The sequence below is a fragment of the Nonomuraea sp. PA05 genome (assembly GCF_008086045.1).
Taxonomy (GTDB): Bacteria; Actinomycetota; Actinomycetes; order Streptosporangiales; family Streptosporangiaceae; genus Nonomuraea; species Nonomuraea monospora.
Genome location: NZ_VSEY01000011.1, coordinates 239,921 through 255,663 on the forward strand (window position 1 = coordinate 239,921; position 15,743 = coordinate 255,663).

14 protein-coding genes are annotated in these 15,743 nt (G+C 72.9%); 10 read left to right on the forward strand and 4 right to left on the reverse strand.

Features of this window, described 5'->3' with window-relative positions:
- Nucleotides 1–86 precede the first annotated feature (86 nt).
- Genes FXF51_RS19630 through mnhG form a run of 6 tightly spaced genes read left to right on the forward strand, consistent with a single transcriptional unit; the run spans nt 87 to nt 6,399 of the window.
- Nucleotides 87–2,858, forward strand: coding sequence for a Na+/H+ antiporter subunit A (locus FXF51_RS19630; protein WP_148435938.1), 2,772 nt, complete (start codon nt 87–89; stop codon nt 2,856–2,858).
- On the forward strand, nt 2,855–3,670 hold the full coding sequence (locus tag FXF51_RS19635) for a Na(+)/H(+) antiporter subunit C (protein WP_262379660.1): 816 nt from the start codon (nt 2,855–2,857) through the stop codon (nt 3,668–3,670). The genes FXF51_RS19630 and FXF51_RS19635 overlap by 4 nt, the downstream gene beginning before the upstream one ends.
- The gene (locus FXF51_RS19640; RefSeq protein WP_148435939.1) at nt 3,667–5,286 is read left to right on the forward strand and encodes a Na+/H+ antiporter subunit D; all 1,620 of its coding nucleotides are present in this window, start codon (nt 3,667–3,669) and stop codon (nt 5,284–5,286) included. Before FXF51_RS19635 ends, FXF51_RS19640 begins: the two co-directional genes overlap by 4 nt.
- Nucleotides 5,283–5,834, forward strand: a complete 552-nt coding sequence (locus FXF51_RS19645; protein WP_262379661.1) for a Na+/H+ antiporter subunit E — start codon at nt 5,283–5,285, stop codon at nt 5,832–5,834. The genes FXF51_RS19640 and FXF51_RS19645 overlap by 4 nt, the downstream gene beginning before the upstream one ends.
- Nucleotides 5,831–6,091 (forward strand): monovalent cation/H+ antiporter complex subunit F, encoded by a 261-nt coding sequence (locus FXF51_RS19650; RefSeq protein WP_148435940.1) that lies wholly within the window; start codon nt 5,831–5,833, stop codon nt 6,089–6,091. The genes FXF51_RS19645 and FXF51_RS19650 overlap by 4 nt, the downstream gene beginning before the upstream one ends.
- Nucleotides 6,088–6,399, forward strand: coding sequence for a monovalent cation/H(+) antiporter subunit G (mnhG, locus tag FXF51_RS19655; protein WP_148435941.1), 312 nt, complete (start codon nt 6,088–6,090; stop codon nt 6,397–6,399). The genes FXF51_RS19650 and mnhG overlap by 4 nt, the downstream gene beginning before the upstream one ends.
- On the opposite strand, the gene FXF51_RS19660 is transcribed toward mnhG, so the two are convergent.
- From FXF51_RS19660 to FXF51_RS19675, 4 genes are read right to left on the reverse strand one after another with little or no spacing between them, the layout of a single operon-like run.
- Nucleotides 6,354–6,866: a DUF6328 family protein gene (locus FXF51_RS19660; RefSeq protein ID WP_262379662.1), complete on the reverse strand. Its 513-nt coding sequence runs from the start codon at nt 6,864–6,866 to the stop codon at nt 6,354–6,356. The genes mnhG and FXF51_RS19660 overlap by 46 nt on opposite strands.
- Before the next feature lie 53 nt (nt 6,867–6,919).
- Nucleotides 6,920–8,950 carry a xanthine dehydrogenase family protein molybdopterin-binding subunit gene (locus FXF51_RS19665; RefSeq protein WP_148435942.1) on the reverse strand — a complete coding sequence of 677 codons (2,031 nt, stop codon included), beginning with the start codon at nt 8,948–8,950 and terminating at the stop codon, nt 6,920–6,922.
- Nucleotides 8,947–9,918, reverse strand: a complete 972-nt coding sequence (locus tag FXF51_RS19670; protein WP_148435943.1) for an FAD binding domain-containing protein — start codon at nt 9,916–9,918, stop codon at nt 8,947–8,949. The genes FXF51_RS19665 and FXF51_RS19670 overlap by 4 nt, the downstream gene beginning before the upstream one ends.
- Nucleotides 9,915–10,403 (reverse strand): (2Fe-2S)-binding protein, encoded by a 489-nt coding sequence (locus tag FXF51_RS19675; protein WP_148435944.1) that lies wholly within the window; start codon nt 10,401–10,403, stop codon nt 9,915–9,917. The genes FXF51_RS19670 and FXF51_RS19675 overlap by 4 nt, the downstream gene beginning before the upstream one ends.
- A gap of 97 nt (nt 10,404–10,500) precedes the next feature.
- Here FXF51_RS19675 and FXF51_RS19680 point away from each other — a divergent pair, with 97 nt between their 5' ends.
- From FXF51_RS19680 to FXF51_RS19695, 4 genes are read left to right on the forward strand one after another with little or no spacing between them, the layout of a single operon-like run.
- Nucleotides 10,501–11,631 (forward strand): acetate/propionate family kinase, encoded by a 1,131-nt coding sequence (locus FXF51_RS19680; protein WP_148435945.1) that lies wholly within the window; start codon nt 10,501–10,503, stop codon nt 11,629–11,631.
- Nucleotides 11,632–11,653: 22 nt separating this feature from the next.
- Nucleotides 11,654–12,901: an erythromycin esterase family protein gene (locus FXF51_RS19685; protein ID WP_148435946.1), complete on the forward strand. Its 1,248-nt coding sequence runs from the start codon at nt 11,654–11,656 to the stop codon at nt 12,899–12,901.
- 35 nt (nt 12,902–12,936) lie between these two features.
- A complete protein-coding gene (locus tag FXF51_RS19690; protein WP_148435947.1) occupies nt 12,937–15,069 on the forward strand; it encodes an ATP-dependent RecD-like DNA helicase in 2,133 nt (710 codons plus the stop codon).
- A 51-nt stretch (nt 15,070–15,120) separates the two neighbouring features.
- Nucleotides 15,121–15,741 carry a hypothetical protein gene (locus FXF51_RS19695; protein WP_148435948.1) on the forward strand — a complete coding sequence of 207 codons (621 nt, stop codon included), beginning with the start codon at nt 15,121–15,123 and terminating at the stop codon, nt 15,739–15,741.
- The last annotated feature ends 2 nt before the right edge of the window (nt 15,742–15,743 follow it).

Genomic DNA, 15,743 nt, shown 5'->3' on the forward strand with positions numbered 1-15,743 from the left:
ATTGGGCGGACGTAGCCGGAAATGCCCACCGGCCCCCGCGTGTGTCCCCGGACGGGAGGCACCGGTCGAGCCCGCCCGAGGAGCCCATGGAGTCGCTGCTGGTCCTGCACGCGATCGCGGCTGCCTGCGCTCCCTGGCTCGCCGCCCGCCTGGGCCGCGCCTGCTTCGCCGTGCTGGCGGTCCCGCCGGCGGCGGCGTTCTGCTACACCGGCTGGCTGGCGGCGCGCGGGCTGCCCGTGCGGGAGAGCACCCCGTGGGCGATGGGCATGGAGCTGTCCTTCCGCGCCGACCCCCTCTCCGTGCTGATGATGTCGCTGGTCACGGGGGTCGGCGTGCTGGTGCTGTGTTACAGCGCCCGCTACTTCCCCGCCGGCGACGACGGGCTCGGCCGCTACGGCGGCGCGATGGTGGCCTTCGCCGGCTCGATGCTGGGCCTGGTCACGGCTGACGACCTGCTGCTCCTGTACGTGTTCTGGGAGCTGACCACCGTCTTCTCCTACCTGCTCATCGGGTACGACCCGGAGAGCCGCATGAGCCGCCAGGCCGCGATGAAGGCGCTGACGGTCACCACGTTCGGCGGTCTGGCGATGCTGGCCGGGTTCGTGCTGGTGGGCCAGCAGGCGGGCACGTACCAGATCTCGCAGATCCGCCCCCAGGACCTGGCGCCGGCCGCGGTGCTGCTGGTGCTGGCGGGGGCGCTGTCGAAGTCGGCCATCTTCCCGTTCAGCACCTGGCTGCCCGCCGCGATGGCCGCGCCCACGCCCGTGTCGGCGTACCTGCACGCGGCGGCCATGGTGAAGGCGGGCGTGTACCTGCTGGCCCGGCTGGGGCCCGCGTTCGGCGAGCTGACGCTGTGGCGGGCGGTCGTGGTGCCGCTGGGCGTGCTGACGATGCTGCTGGGCGGGTGGCGGGCGCTGCGGGAGACGGATCTGAAGCGGCTGCTGGCGTACGGCACGGTGGGGCAGCTCGGGTTCCTGGTGGTGCTGTTCGGGGCGGGGACCGAGGGGGCGGCGCTGGCCGGGGCGGGCATGCTGCTGGCGCACGCGTTGTTCAAGGCGGCGCTGTTCCTGGTGGTGGGGATCGTCGATCACGCGGCGGGGACGCGGGATCTGCGGGAGCTGAGCGGGCTGGGGCGGGCGATGCCGTGGGTGTGCGCGGTGGCGGTGCTGGCCGGGGCTTCGATGGCGGGGCTGCCGCCGCTGGTGGGGTTCGCGGGGAAGGAGGCGGCGCTGGAGGCGCTGCTGGACTCGCCGTTCGTCCTGACGGGGGTGGTGGCGGGGTCGGCGCTGACGGCCGCGTACACGCTGAGGTTCCTCTGGGGCGCCTTCTCAAACAAGGGACAGGAGGCGGCGAGGGAGGTGCATGGGGTGCCGGGGGCGATGTTCGTGCCCGCCGCGCTGCTGTCCGTCCTGGGGCTGGCGCTGGCGCCCCTGGCCTCCTGGTACGAGTCCGCCATGTCCCCCTACACCAGCACGTTCCGCGACCCGGGCCACCACTCCCACCTGGCCGTCTGGAGCGGCCCGTCGTTCCCGCTGCTGCTGTCGGCGGCGGCGCTGGCGGCCGGGGTGGCGCTGTTCCTGGCGCGGGATCCGGTGGCGCGGGCGGGCGCGGCGCTGCACCTGGTGGACTCCGGCCAGGTCTTCTGGACGATCATCCGGCGCCTGGATCGTTTCGCCATTCAGCTCACCGGGCTCATCCAGCGCGGCTCCGTGCCCGATTACCTCATGCTGACACTCCTCGCGACGGTCGGAGTGGGGCTGTTCTCCATCGTCTACGGGGGCGAGCCTCACCTGGACGTGCCGGTCGTCGCCTGGCAGCGGCCCGAGCAGCCGGTCATCGTCGCGCTGCTCGCGGCCGCGGCAATCCTGGCGCTGTTCTCCCGCGCGTACGTGCTGGTCGCCCTGGTGATCGGCCTGACCGGGTACGGCACGGCGCTGCTGTTCCTCGTGCACGGCTCCCCCGACCTGGCGCTGACCCAGTTCCTGGCGGAGACGCTGAGCCTGGTGGTGTTCGCGCTGGTGCTGCGGCGGCTGCCGATCCAGCCGGAGGAGGGGCGGCTGGCGTTCCCGTTCCGGCTGGGGCTGGGCCTGGCGGTGGGGGTGGTGGCCGCGGGGGCGGGCATGCTGGCGATGGCGGCGCGCGGCACGGAGCCGGTCGGCGTGTACATGGCCGGGGCGGCGGAGGAGGCCGGCGCCCGGAACATGGTCAGCGCCATCATCCTCGACGTCCGCGCCTGGGACACGCTGGGCGAGAGCGCCGTGCTCATCGTGCTGACGCTGGGCGTGACGAGCCTGGTGTTCCTGCGGCGCAGGTCGTACGCGATCGAGCGGGCCGAGGGCGGGCACCGGGCGGAGGAGCGCACGCACTGGCTGGCTGCGACGCTGCCGCGCGGGCAGCGGGCGCTGGCGTTCGAGGTGGCGGCGCGGCTGACGTTCCACACGGTGCTGGCGTTGTCGGTGTTCCTGCTGTTCATCGGGCACAGCGGGGTCGGGGGCGGGTTCGCGGGCGGCATCGTGGCCGGGCTGGCGATCACGGTGCGGTTCCTGGCGGGCGGCCGCAACGAGCTGGCCGCGGCCGTGCCGGTGCACGCGGGTGTGCTGATGGGGATCGGGCTGACGCTGTCGGCGGGCACGGCCCTGACGGGGCTGCTGTTCGGGCGGGCGGCGCTGGACATGCTGGCCACGGAGGTGAGCGTGCCGCTGGTGGGACATGTGCACCTGTCCACGGGGCTGCTGTTCGATCTGGGCGTGTACGTGTCGGTGATCGGCATGGTGCAGGACGTGTTGCGGGCGCTGGGGGCGGAGCTGGACCGGCAGATCGACACCGACGACGGCACCGAGGATTGGGAGGGCGCGTGAACAGCGTCTCGGTGCTGCCCTTCGCCGCCTGCTGCATCATGATCACCTGCGGGGTGACGCTGCTGCTCGAACGGAGCCTGGTGCGCGTGCTGGCCGGCGTCATCGTGCTGAGCAACGGGGTGAACCTGCTGATCGTCACCGCCGGCGGCGACACGGGCGGCCCGCCCTTCACGGACGAGCCCGGCGCGGCCGACCCGCTGCCCCAGGCGATGGTGCTCACCGCGATCGTGATCACCCTGGGGGTGACGGCGTTCTTGCTGGCCATGGTGCACCGCTCGTGGCAGCTCACGGGCAGCGACGAGGTCCAGGACGACACCGAGGACCGCCGGGTGCGGCTGCGCTCGCGGCGCGGCGAGCTGGGCGACGCCGTACGGGCCAGGCAGGACGCCTACCGGCGGCTGGTGATCGAGCAGCGGGCCGAGCTGGCGAAGCTGGAGGCCGAGCAGGCCGAGCGGGAGCGGCTGGAGGAGGCGGACCTGGAGCTGCGCATCTCGCGCGTGCACGACGAGCTGGGCCAGTGGATGCGCGAGATGCGGTACGAGGGGCTGCCGGAGGAGGCGTTGCAGGAGCGCCTGGAGGAGGCGGGGCTGCGCGAGGATCCCGGCGCCATGTCGAACCTGGAGCGGATCGAGCAGCTTCGCGAGGAGCACGAGCGGGGGCGGGCGCAGCAGGCGGCCAGGGAGAAGGAGCTGCGCAGGAAGCTCAAGGCGAGGCAGCGGGAGGCGCGCAGGCAGATGCGGACGGCCATCAGGGAGGAGCGCGAGCGGCAGGCCCTCGCGCAGGACCCCGAGCTGGAGGGCGACGACACATGACCGGTCCGACGGCGAGTGTCCTCGCGGGCGGCCCCTTGCAGGAAGCCGCGCTGGTGAACGGGCCGCTGGAGAGCCTGGTCTGCGTGCCCGTCCTGCTGCCGCTGCTGGCCGCCGGCGTGAAGCTGGCCATCGGCGGCCGGCTACGGCACCTGCAGTCGCTGATCAGCCTGGTCACGCTCGGCATCTCGCTGGCCGTCTCGGTGGTGCTGATGATCGCGGCCGACACGAACGGCCCGCTGGTGACCGAGCTGGGCGGCTGGCCGTCGCCGATCGGCATCTGCCTGGTGGCCGACCGGCTCTCGACGCTGGTGCTGGTCGTGTCGTCGGCGGTGACGTTCTGCGTGATGGTGTACTCGGTCGTCAGCGCGTACGACGAGCAGGAGCACGACGCCCCGATGGCGATCTTCCATCCGGCGTTCCTGGTGATGGTGGCCGGGGTGGCGGACGCGTTCCTGTCGGGCGACCTGTTCAACCTGTACGTGGCGTTCGAGCTGCTGCTGAGCGGCTCGTACGTGCTGCTCACGTTCGGCGGCACGGAGTCGAGGATCCGGGCGGGCGCCACGTACACGCTGATGGCGCTGGCCTCGTCGATGTTGTTCCTGATCGCGCTGGCCATCACGTACGGCGCCACAGGCACCCTGTCGATGGCGCAGCTCGCCGAGCGTTTCGCCACGCTGCCGGAGCAGGTCAAGGTGCTGGTGGAGCTGACGCTGCTGCTGGCGTTCGCCATCAAGGCGGCGATCTTCCCCATGTCGGCGTGGCTGCCGGACTCCTACCCCACCGCGCCCGCCCCGGCGACGGCCGTGTTCGCCGGGCTGCTCACGAAGGTCGGCGTGTACTCGATCATCCGGCTGGAGGCGCTGCTGTTCCCGGGCGGGCCGGTGTCGACGCTGCTGATGTGGGTGGCGCTGGCGACGATGCTGGCCGGGGTGCTGGGCGCGGTGGCGCAGACGGACCTGAAGCGGATGCTGTCCTTCACTCTGGTCAGCCACATCGGGTACATGGTGTTCGGGGTGGCGCTGTCCACGGTGGCGGGGCTGGCGGGGGCGGTGTTCTACGTGGTGCACCACATCACCGTGCAGACGAGCCTGTTCCTGGTGACGGGGATGGTGGAGCGGCGCACCGGGACGACGTCGGTGACGCGGCTGGGCGGGCTGATGAAGGCGTCGCCGCTGATCGCGGTGCTGTTCTTCATCCCGGCCATGAACCTGTCGGGCATCCCGCCGATGTCGGGCTTCCTGGGCAAGCTGATGCTGGTGCAGGCGGGGCTGGCGCAGGGCGGGTGGCTGCCGGTGACGCTGGTGGCGGCGGGGCTGGTGACGAGCCTGCTCACGCTGTACGCGGTGGCCAAGACGTGGGGGAAGGCGTTCTGGCGGGGGCCGCGGCCCGATCGGGTCGGGCGGGTGGTGGAGAGCGAGGAGCACACCGGTGAGGATCCGACGGTGACCACCACCACCCTGCCGGCGGCGCTGCCGGTGTCGGTGGCGGCGCTGGTCGTGCTGGGGCTGTCGTTCACGGTGCTGGCGGGGCCGCTGTCGGCGCTGGCGCATCGGGCGGCGGGGGAGCTGATGGCGCGCGAGCCGTACATCACGGCCGTGCTGGGGAGGCAACCGTGAAACGGGAAGCGGCCGGGAACCGGGAGGTGATGGCGCCGCGCCTGCTGGGCAGGCGGGTGCCGCTGCCGCTGGTGGCCTGGCTGGCGCTGGTGTGGGTGACGCTGTGGGGCGACCTGTCGGTGGGCAACGTGCTGGGCGGCCTGCTGACCGGCCTGGTCGTGACGTGGCTGCTGCCCCTGCCCGTCCTCGACCCCGGCATCAGGGTGCACCCGGGACCGCTGGTCAGGTTCCTGCTGTGGTTCGCCTGGGACATGGTGACCTCGACGGTCCGGGTGGTGTTCTGGGTGGCCCATCCGGGGCCGCCGCCGACGCGCATCGTCAGGGTGCCGCTGCGCACGTCGTCGGAGTCCATGACGGTGCTGCTGATGGTCGCGCTGGCCACGGTGCCGGGCTCGCTGGTCGTGGAGGCGTACAGGAAGGAGCTGGTGGTGCACGTCCTGGGCCTGACGGGCGACGTCGCCGGCGCCGTGCGGGCGGACGTGGCGGGGCTGGAGTCGCGCATCGTGCGCGCGTTCGGCACCGCGAGGGACCGGGAGGAGCTGGGATGACGGGGGTGTACCTGGCGACGGTCGCGCTGCTGTTCTGCGGCGCGGCGGCCTCGCTCTACCGGGTGGCGCGCGGCCCCTCGATGCTGGATCGGGCCGTGGCGCTGGACGTGTTCACGTCGCTGTCGATGTGCGGGGTCGGGGCGTTCGCGGTGGCCAGGGACGACTACTCGGACCTGCCGATCCTGCTGGTGCTGTCGCTGCTGGGGTTCGTCGGGTCGGTGTCCCTGGCCCGGTTCTTCTCGGGGAGATCACGATGAACGTGGCCGCGGCCGTCTGCCTGCTGATCGGCGCGACGCTGGCGCTGTCGGCCGGGGTGGGGCTGATGCGGTTCCGCACCACGCTGGACCGCATGCACGCCGGCACCAAACCGCAGGTGCTCGGCGTGCTGCTGGTGCTGCTGGCGATGTGGCTGCACCGGCCCACCTGGTCGTACGCGGGGCCGCTGCTGCTGGTCGGGATCTCCCAGGTGGTCACCGTGTCGGTGGCGGCCTACATGGTGGCGCGGGCCGCCTACACGCGTCAGTCCTCCGACGACGACACCGAGCTGCCCTCGTCCGACGACTGACCGTTGCGGGTCAGGCCAGGCTGGCCGAACCACGTCCACATGGCCAGCGCGGCCAGCGCGCCCGCGGTGATCCAGGCCAGCGTCGCCTGGAACAGGTAGTCGATGACGAACATCGTGGACGTGGTCATCGACACGGCCAGGGCGAGGGCGCCGAGGATGCCGTACAGGTTGGAGCGGCGTACCAGCGTCTCCTTGCGCCCCTGCCGGAACAGCACGCGGTGCTGCGCGGTCGGCGCGATGTAGCAGATGGACGCGACGGCGGCGCTGACCAGCGCCACGTAGTACAGCCACCGGTCCGCCTGGTCCAGCCGGGAGAACCCGGAGGAGAAGGGCACCGTGAGCAGGAACGCGAACAGGACCTGCACTCCGGTGACCGCGACACGCGCGCCTTGCAGCAGCTCGACGAAGTTGCGATCCGCCCGCTCCTGCTCCGACTCGTTGCGCTGCTGCGCCATCTCGCTCTTCACGCTGCCTCCCGACCAATCAAACCGAGAGACTTCCTCTTCCATGTAAAGCGCGGTCAAAACCTCGCCATCAGGATCTTCGCCGGCGTGATGGGCAGCTCGCGGAAGCGGTGGCCGGTGGCGTGGTGCACGGCGTTGCCGATGGCGGCGGCGGTGCCGACGATGCCGATCTCGCCGATGCCCTTGCTGCCCATCGGGTTGAGCTGCCCGTCCTCCTCATCCAGCCAGTGCGCCTCCACGTGCTGCGCGTCGGCGCAGGCCGGGACGTGGTACTGGGCCAGGTCGCGGTGCAGGAAGCCGCCGAACTCCTCGTCGGTGACGGTCTCCTCCATCAGCGCCATGCCCATGCCCATCGTCATGCCGCCGAGGAACTGGGACCTGGCCAGCTTGGCGTCCACGATGTGCCCGGCGGCGAACACGCCGAGCAGCCGCGACACGCGGATCTCGCCGGTCACCGCGCTGACCCGCACCTCGGCGAACTGGGCGCCGAAGGCGTGCCTGGCCAGCTCGGCGTCCGCCTTGACCTCGTCGGTGGTGTCGGCGCGGCCCTCCTTGCCGTCGCGCCGCAGGTCCTCGCAGGCGCGTACGACGGCGGTGCCCCAGGAGGCGGTGCCCATGGAGCCGCCGGCCACCGGCGCCTGCGGCAGGTCGCTGTCGCCGAGCTCGATGTGCACCCGCTCGGGGTCCACGCCGAGCGTGGCCGCCGCGATCTTCCTGAGCGCCGTGCGGGCGCCGGTGCCGATGTCGGCGGCGGCCACCTGGACGAGCACGTCGCCGTTCTGGGTGGTGGCCACGGCCTTGCACGGCGATCTCCTGGCCGGGTAGGTCGAGGACGCCACGCCGGTGCCGATCAGCCACTCCCCCTCGCGCTTGATGCCCGGCCGGGGGTCGCGGTGCTGCCAGCCGAAGCGGTGGGCGCCCTCGCGCAGGCAGCCGACGAGGTTGCGTGAGCTGAACGGCAGGCCGCTGTCCGGCTCGGCCTCGGGGTCGTTGCGGACGCGCAGCTCGACCGGGTCCAGGCCGGCGGCGTAGGCCAGCTCGTCCATCGCGGACTCCAGCGCGTACATGCCGGGGCACTCGCCGGGGGCGCGCATCCACGACGGGGTGGCCACGTCCAGCCGGACGAGCCGGTGCCCGGTGCGCAGCGCGGGCGTGCCGTACATGACGCGGGTCGGGACGGTGGTCTGCTCGGCGAACTCGATCAGCGTGGAGCTCTGCTCGTAGGCCAGGTGCTCGACCGCGGTGAGGCGGCCCTCGGCATCCACGCCGAGGCGCAGCCGCTGGATCGTCGGCGTGCGGTAGCCGGTGACGTCGAACATCTGCTGCCGGGTCAGCGCGATCTTGACCGGGCGGCCCACCATGCGGGCGGCCAGCGCGGCCAGGATCGCCTGCGGCCTGGTCGTGCCCTTGGAGCCGAAGCCGCCGCCCACGTGCCTGGACACCACGCGCACCTGATCCTCCGGCAGGCCCAGCGTCTTGGCGATGAGGCTGCGGCTGCCGCTGGTGCCCTGCGCGGTGTCGTACACCAGCAGCCGGCCCTCGGTGTCCCACAGGGCCAGCGCCGCGTGCGGCTCCATCGGGTTGTTGTGCAGGACGGGCGTCTCGTAGGTGACGTCCACGCTCGCCGCGGCGGCCGACAGCCCCGCCTCCACGTCGCCCTTCTCGGTGTCGGAGGGGAAGTTCGGGTTGACCACCTCGGGCTGGTAGAGGCCGGGGTGGTCGCTGCTCAGCCGCACGTCGTGGTCGTCGGCGTCGTAGTCGACGCGGACGTGCGCGGCGGCGTCGCGGGCGATCTCGTAGGTGTCGGCCACGACGGCGGCGACGATCTGGCCCCGGTAGGCCACCTCGCGGCTCTGGAACAGGGCCAGCTCGGGGTCGGCGTCCTCGGCCAGGCGGGGCGCGGCCTCGCAGGACAGCACGGCCAGCACGCCGGGAATCTCCAGCGCGGGCGCGGCGTCCACACGCTTGACGCGGCCCTTGGCGATCTGCGCCTGCACGGCGTAGGCGTAGGCGACGTTCTCGGCGGGGTACTCGGCCGCGTACGTGGCCAGCCCCGTGACCTTGACGCGGCCCTCGATGCGGTTCATGCCGCGAGCTCCTCAAGCGTGGCGACGATCAGGTTGCGGGCCAGCGGCACCTTGAAGGCGTTGCGCGGCAGCGGGCGGGCCTGCTCCAGCTCGGCCTCCGCCGCCTGGAGGAACGCCTCGCCGGTCGCCGGGCCGCCGATCAGGGCCTGTTCGGCGCGTTCGGCCCGCCAGGGCACGTGGGCGACCCCGCCGAGCGCGATGCGGCAGCCGGCCACGTCGCCGTCCGGCCCGACGTCGAGCACGGCGGCGATGGACACCAGGGCGAACGCGAACGACGCCCGCTCGCGTACCTTGCGGTAGAGCGAGGCGCCGGGCGGCGGTGGCGGCAGCTCAACGGCGGTGATCAGGTCGCCGGGGCTCAGCACGGTGTCGCGCTCAGGCTCCTCGCCCGGCAGGCGGTGCAGGCCGGGCATGGGCACGATGCGGTCGCCGCCGGGGCCGGTGACGTGCACCTGGGCGTCCAGCGCGGCCAGGGCCACCGCCATGTCGGAGGGGTGGGTGGCCACGCAGGCGTCGGAGGCACCGAGGATCGCCAGGCCGGCGTGGTCGCCGGCGATGGCCGGGCAGCCGGAGCCGGGCCGGCGCTTGTTGCAGGGCCTGGTGACGTCCTGGAAGTAGGTGCAGCGGGTGCGCTGCAGCAGGTTTCCGGCGACGGTGGCGACGTTGCGCACCTGGCCGGACGCGCCGGTCAGCACCGCGCGCGCCAGCATCGGGTAGCGGCTGCGGATCAGCGGGTGGACGGCCAGGTCGGTGTTGCGGACGGTGGCGCCGACGCGGACGCGGTCGCCTTCCTGCTCGATGGTGTCGAGCGGCAGGCGGCTGACGTCCACCAGGCGCTCGGGCTCGGCCACGCCCAGCCGCATGAGGTCCACCAGGTTGGTGCCGCCGCCCAGGTACATGGTGCCGGGGCCGAAGTCGCGCACGGCCTCTGCGGTGCTGCCGGCGCGGGCGTACTCGAAGGGTTTCACCGGGCCACCTCCTCGATCGCGCTGACGATGTTGACGTAGGCGCCGCAGCGGCACAGGTTGCCGCTCATGCGCTCACTGATCTCCTCGGGGGTCAGGTCGGGGTCGACGAGGATGTCGTCGGTGACGGCGCTGGGGCCGGGCTCGCCGAGCATGCCCGCGGCCGAGCAGAGCTGGCCGGGCGTGCAGTAGCCGCACTGGAAGGCGTCGTGCTCCATGAACGCGCTCTGCAGCGGGTGCAGCTCCTCGCCCGTGGCCAGGCCCTCGACGGTGGTGATCTCGCGGCCGTCCACCGCCACCGCCAGCGCCAGGCAGGCGTTGGCCCGCCGCCCGTCGATGAGGACCGTGCAGGCACCGCACTGACCGTGGTCGCAGCCCTTCTTTGCGCCGATGAGCCCGAGTCTTTCGCGCAGCAGGTCGAGCAGCGACATCCGCGGGTCCACGTCCACCGTGCGCGGCACGCCGTTCACCTGCAAGGTGATAGTCATTTCGCACGACTACCCGAGCTCTCGGAGAGACAACCCCTGACCGCGGCAAAGACCATCCGTCCGGTTTTGCCGGAATCCCGAGGGGTAGCCGGGCCGCATGGACGAGCAGGTGGAGTCGGCGGCGATACTCACCGTCAACGCGGGGTCGTCGAGTCTGCGCCTCGATCTCGTGCAGGGGGGCAGCGTGCTGGACAGCGCGCACGCCGAGCGCGCCGCCGATCCCGGCTCGGCCAGGGAGGAGCTTTCGGCGTTCCTCGGCGGCCACTTCGACCGCGACATCAGGGCGGTCGCGCACCGGCTGGTGCACGGCGGCGACGTGGTGCGCTCGCCCGCGGTGGCCGACGACGAGACCGCCGAGGCGCTGCGTCGGCTCACCGATCTGGCGCCGCTGCACCTGCCGCCCGCGCTGGCGCTGCTGGAGGCGGCCCGCGAGCAGTTGCCCGCCGTGCCGCACGTGCTCTGCCCCGACACGGCCTTCCACGCGGACCTGCCGGACGAGGCCGCCGTGTACGCCCTGCCGCCCGAGTGGCGCGACCGGTACGGCCTGCGCCGCTACGGCTTCCACGGCCTGTCGTACGCCTGGGCCGCGGACCGCGCCTGCGAGCTGCTCGGCCGCCCGGCGAACGAGCTGGAGCTGGTGCTGGCGCACCTGGGCGGCGGCTCTTCGGTGGCCGCGGTGTCGGGCGGGCGCAGCGTGGACACCTCGATGGGCTTCACTCCGCTGGACGGGCTGCCCATGAGCAAGCGCTCGGGCAGCGTGGACCCCGGCATGCTGGTGTGGCTGCTCGGGCCGGGACGCCTGACGCTGAAGGAACTGGCCGAGGGGCTGGAGCACCGTTCGGGGCTGCTGGGGCTGTCGCGCGGGCGTTCAGGGGACACGCGGGAGCTGGTGGCGGCAGAACGGGACGGCGACGAGGCGGCCCGGCTGGCGGTGGACGTGTTCGCGCACCGCGTCAGCCGGGAGATCGCCGCCGCGGCCACCTCGCTGCGGCGGGTGGACGCGCTGGTGTTCACCGGGGAGATCGGCTGGGACCAGCCCGAGGTGCGCGAGGCCGTCTGCCGCCGCCTCGGCCTGCTCGGCGTCGAGCCGCCCGCCACGGGCAACCGGCGCGACGACGGGGCGGTCAGCCCGGAGGGCGCCGCGGTGCCCGTGCTGGTGGTCCAGGTGCGCGAGGAGCTGCAGCTCGCCCGCGAATGCCTCGCCATGCTGGCCGAGGAGGAAGCATGACCGACCTCACTGAGGAGGGCCGATGACGAACACCGACGAGGTGCGCCGCTCGGCGCTGCCGCTCACCGGACCCGACGACCTGAGCCCGCTGCTGGAGCGCGTCGGCGAGGCCCGTTTCGTGCTGATCGGCGAGGCCACCCACGGCACCAGCGAGTTCTACACGTGGCGGGCGGAGCTGACCCGCCGGCTCATCGCCGAGAAGGGCTTCGGCTTCGTCGCCGTCGAGGGCGACTGGCCCGACTGCGAGCGGATCGACCACACCGTCACCACCGGCGCCGACCCGTTCGAGGCGTTGTACGCCTTCGAGCGCTGGCCCACGTTCATGTGGGCCAACGAGGAGGTCGCCGGCTTCTGCCGCTGGCTGCAGGGCTGGAACGCCGGCCGCCCGCCCGCCGGGCGCTGCCGCTTCCACGGCCTGGACGTCTACAGCCTGTGGGACTCCCTGCGCGCCATCCGCCGCTACGCCGCCACCCACCTGCCGGAGCGGATGGAGGCCGTCATGCGGGCCCTGTACTGCTTCGAGTCCTACGGCCACGACCCGCAGCAGTACGGCCTGGCCACCCGGCTGGTCCCGGACACGTGCGAGGACGAGGTGGTGACCCTGCTGGCCACGCTGGGCGACGACGAACTCGGGGTGCGGCAGAACGCCGAGGTCGTGGCCGGCGCGGAGCGCTACTACCGGGCCCTGGTCCGCGGCGGCCCCGGCTCCTGGAACATCAGGGACGTGCACATGGCCGACACCCTGGACCGGCTGGCCGGGCACCACCAGGCGAAGGGCGTGGTGTGGGCGCACAACACGCACGTCGGCGACGCCCGCGCCACCGACATGGCCGCCGCGGGGATGACGAACCTCGGGCAGCTCGTCCGCGAACGCCACCGCGAGGACGCCGTGCTCGTCGGCTTCGGCACGCACCGCGGCACCGTGGTGGCCGCCGGCCGCTGGGGCGACCGGCACCACGTCATGCGGGTGCCGCCGGCCCGGCCCGCGTCGCTGGAGGCGCTCCTGCACGAGGCGCTCCCCGGGCAGGACGCGCTGTTCCTGGTGCCGCCGCCCGGCCTGCGGGCCGGCTGGTACGACGAGCCGATGGGGCACCGGGCGATCGGCGTCGTCTACCACCCCGAGCGGGAGCGCTGGGGCAACTACGTGCCCACGGTCGTGGGCCGCCGCTACGACGCCTTCCTGTGGCTGGACGAGACCAGGGCCGTGCATCCGCTGCACGGCGAGCCGTGGGACGAGGTGGAGCCGGAGACCTTTCCCACGGCCATGTGAGGCGTTTGTCGGTCGCGGATGGTTTGATCTCCCGTGTGGAGGCCTCCGTCGAGCAGCTCGTCTACGTCCGCGAGGACGAGTACACCGTCGCGCGCATGAGCGCCGACGGCGAGCCCGACTTCGTGGCCACCGGCCGGGCGCTGGCGGGCATCCAGCCGGGCGAGACGCTGCGGCTGCTCGGCGACTGGAGCCGCCACCCGCGCTACGGTCGCCGCTACGCGGTCACCGGGTGCGAGCGGGTGACACCGTCGTCGGTCCGGGCCATCCGCATCTACCTCGGGTCCGGGCTGATCAGGGGGATCGGGCCGCGGCTGGCGTACGCGATCGTCGACCACTTCGGCGAGGCCACGCTCAAGGTCATCGACGGGGAGCCCGAGCGGCTCACCGAGGTCGTCAACATCGGGCCGCAGCGGCAGGGCCAGATCGTGCAGGCGTGGCAGGAGCAGAAGGCCATCGCCGCGCTCATGGTGACGTTGCAGGGGCTCGGGGTCAGCCCGCTGCTGGCCGCCAAGATCTACCAGGTGTTCGGCAAGGACGCCGACGAGGTGCTCGCCACCGACCCGTACCGGCTGATCGGGCGGGTCAGGGGCATCGCGTTCCGGATCGCCGACCGGATCGCCCTGCAGTCGGGGGTGCCGGAGCGCAGCCCGCAGCGGATCAAGGCCGCGCTGCTCGACCGGCTGGAGGCGGCCGGCAGCCGCGACGGCCACTGCTTCCTGCCGGTGTCCACCCTGGTCAGGGAGGCGGCCGAGATGATCGAGCTGGATCAGGACATGGTGCGGCCGCTGATCGACGCGCTGGCGGCCGACCGGCGGCTCGTCGTGGAGGCGTCCCCTGACCAGCCGGGGCAGGTGGTCGCGTTCGCCAAGCACGTGCACAGCCGCGAGGTGGCGCTCACCGCCCAGCTCGCGGCGCTGCTGAAGGCCCGCTCGACGCTGCCGCTGCGCGCCTACCGCGAGGACCCCGACCTGCACGACGACCAGCGCGCCGCCGTCACCATGGCGCTGACCAGCACCGTCTCGATCATCACCGGCGGCCCTGGGTGCGGCAAGAGCCACACGGTCAGGTCCATCGCGGCCACGGTGCGGGCCGCGGGCGGCTCTGTGACGCTCACCGCCCCCACCGGCAAGGCCGCCAAACGGCTGTCGGAGCTGACCGGGCTGCCCGCGATGACCGTGCACCGCATGCTCGCCCAGCAGCCCGACCCCGACCCCGAGACGCTGTTCGACGAGCGTCCCGCGCAGGCCGACCTGATCGTGGTGGACGAGGCGTCCATGCTCGACCTGCACCTGGCCACCCGGCTCACCTCGGAGGTCCGGCCCGGCAGCCACCTGCTGCTCATCGGCGACGGCGACCAGCTCCCCAGCATCGGGCCCGGCGACGTCCTGGCCGACCTGCTGCGGGTGACGTCCATCCCGCGCGTCCAGCTCACGCACGTCTTCCGGCAGGCGGGCGGCAGCGGCATCATCGACGCCGCCCACCGCATCCGCGCGGGCCGGCTGCCGGCCGTTCCGGGCGGGGGCGGGTTCTGGTTCGAGGAGCTCGACGACCCCGAGCAGGTGGCGCGGCGGGTGGCCCACCTGGCGATGGTGGCGATCCCCCGCAAACAGGACGTCGAGCCCGGCCAGGTGCAGGTGCTGTGCCCGATGCGCAAGGGCGACACGGGCGCCACGGCGCTCGGGCGGCTCATCCAGGACCAGCTCAACCCGGCCGCCGACGACAAGCCCGAGCACTGGTCGGGGGCGACGGTGTTCCGGGTGGGCGACCGGGTGATGCCGATCCGCAACAACTACGACAAAGGGGTCTTCAACGGGGAGACGGGCACGGTGACGGCGGTGGTGCGGGAGGAGCGCGTGATCGAGATCCGCACGGACGACGGGGAGAGCGTGAGCTACGGCTTCGACGAGCTCGACGACCTGACCCACGCGTACGCGATCAGCGTGCACCGGTCGCAGGGCAGCGAGTATCCGTTCGTGGTGGCGCCGATCGTGGCCGAGTCCGGCGGGATCATGCTGCGCCGCAAGCTGCTGTACACCCTGGTGACAAGGGCCAAGGCGTGGGTGGTCCTGGTCGGGCAGCGGGAGGCGCTGGAGCTGGCGGTGCACCGGCTGGGGCACCGCAGGAACACGGGCCTGGCCCGGCGGCTCTCCCTGAGCCTGGACGGGTGAGCACAGGCCCGGCCGCGGATGATCACGGTAGGGTCAGGCATGCCGGAAAACGTGACAGGGTCCGTGGTGGGTGACGCCGCGTCAACGCCTGCCCTGGCGCCGCTCCTCCGGACGCTGGCCCGCCCGCCGGGGTGGTGGCTGCTGGGCTTCGTCACCGCCGTCTGGCTGATCCTGGTCAACAGCCTGAGCCTGCCGGGCGGAGGCCCGTTCAGGCTGCTGATGCTCACCGTCCCCCTGGCGCTCGGCACGATCACCGTCTGGACGGCCCGCCTCGCCGCCGCCCTCGCGCGCCGTGACGGCCGGGCGGGGCTGCGCCGGCACTGGGCCCGGTGGGCGGCGGCCCCGGTCCTGGGGGTGAGCGTGATCGCGATGGCGTACACGGACCTGCCGTTCAGCGTCCGGTTCGCGCTCTCGGAAGCGAGTCTGGAACGCTACGCCCGGACGGTGGCGAGCCGGCCTGACAGCGTCCGCGAAAGCCGGTGGGTGGGGTTGTTCCCGCTGCAGGACGCCGAGGCGATCGAGGGGGGCGGGGCCCGGTTCCTGGTGCGGGACAGCGGGTTCCTCGACCGGTTCGGGTTCGCGTGGAGCCCGGCGGGGATGCCGCCCGACGAGAGCCACACGGGCTACGAGCGCATCGGCGGGGCCTGGTACAGGTGGACGAGCCGGTTCTGAGG

What these genes read in the sequence shown, in the direction of transcription:
- FXF51_RS19630 (WP_148435938.1), top strand. Translation starts at nt 87, where the DNA reads ATGGAGTCGCTGCTGGTCCTGCACGCGATCGCGGCTGCCTGCGCTCCC.
- FXF51_RS19640 (WP_148435939.1), top strand. Translation starts at nt 3,667, where the DNA reads ATGACCGGTCCGACGGCGAGTGTCCTCGCGGGCGGCCCCTTGCAGGAA.
- FXF51_RS19650 (WP_148435940.1), top strand. Translation starts at nt 5,831, where the DNA reads ATGACGGGGGTGTACCTGGCGACGGTCGCGCTGCTGTTCTGCGGCGCG.
- mnhG (WP_148435941.1), top strand. Translation starts at nt 6,088, where the DNA reads ATGAACGTGGCCGCGGCCGTCTGCCTGCTGATCGGCGCGACGCTGGCG.
- FXF51_RS19665 (WP_148435942.1), bottom strand. Translation starts at nt 8,950, where the DNA reads ATGAACCGCATCGAGGGCCGCGTCAAGGTCACGGGGCTGGCCACGTAC.
- FXF51_RS19675 (WP_148435944.1), bottom strand. Translation starts at nt 10,403, where the DNA reads ATGACTATCACCTTGCAGGTGAACGGCGTGCCGCGCACGGTGGACGTG.
- FXF51_RS19680 (WP_148435945.1), top strand. Translation starts at nt 10,501, where the DNA reads ATGGACGAGCAGGTGGAGTCGGCGGCGATACTCACCGTCAACGCGGGG.
- FXF51_RS19685 (WP_148435946.1), top strand. Translation starts at nt 11,654, where the DNA reads ATGACGAACACCGACGAGGTGCGCCGCTCGGCGCTGCCGCTCACCGGA.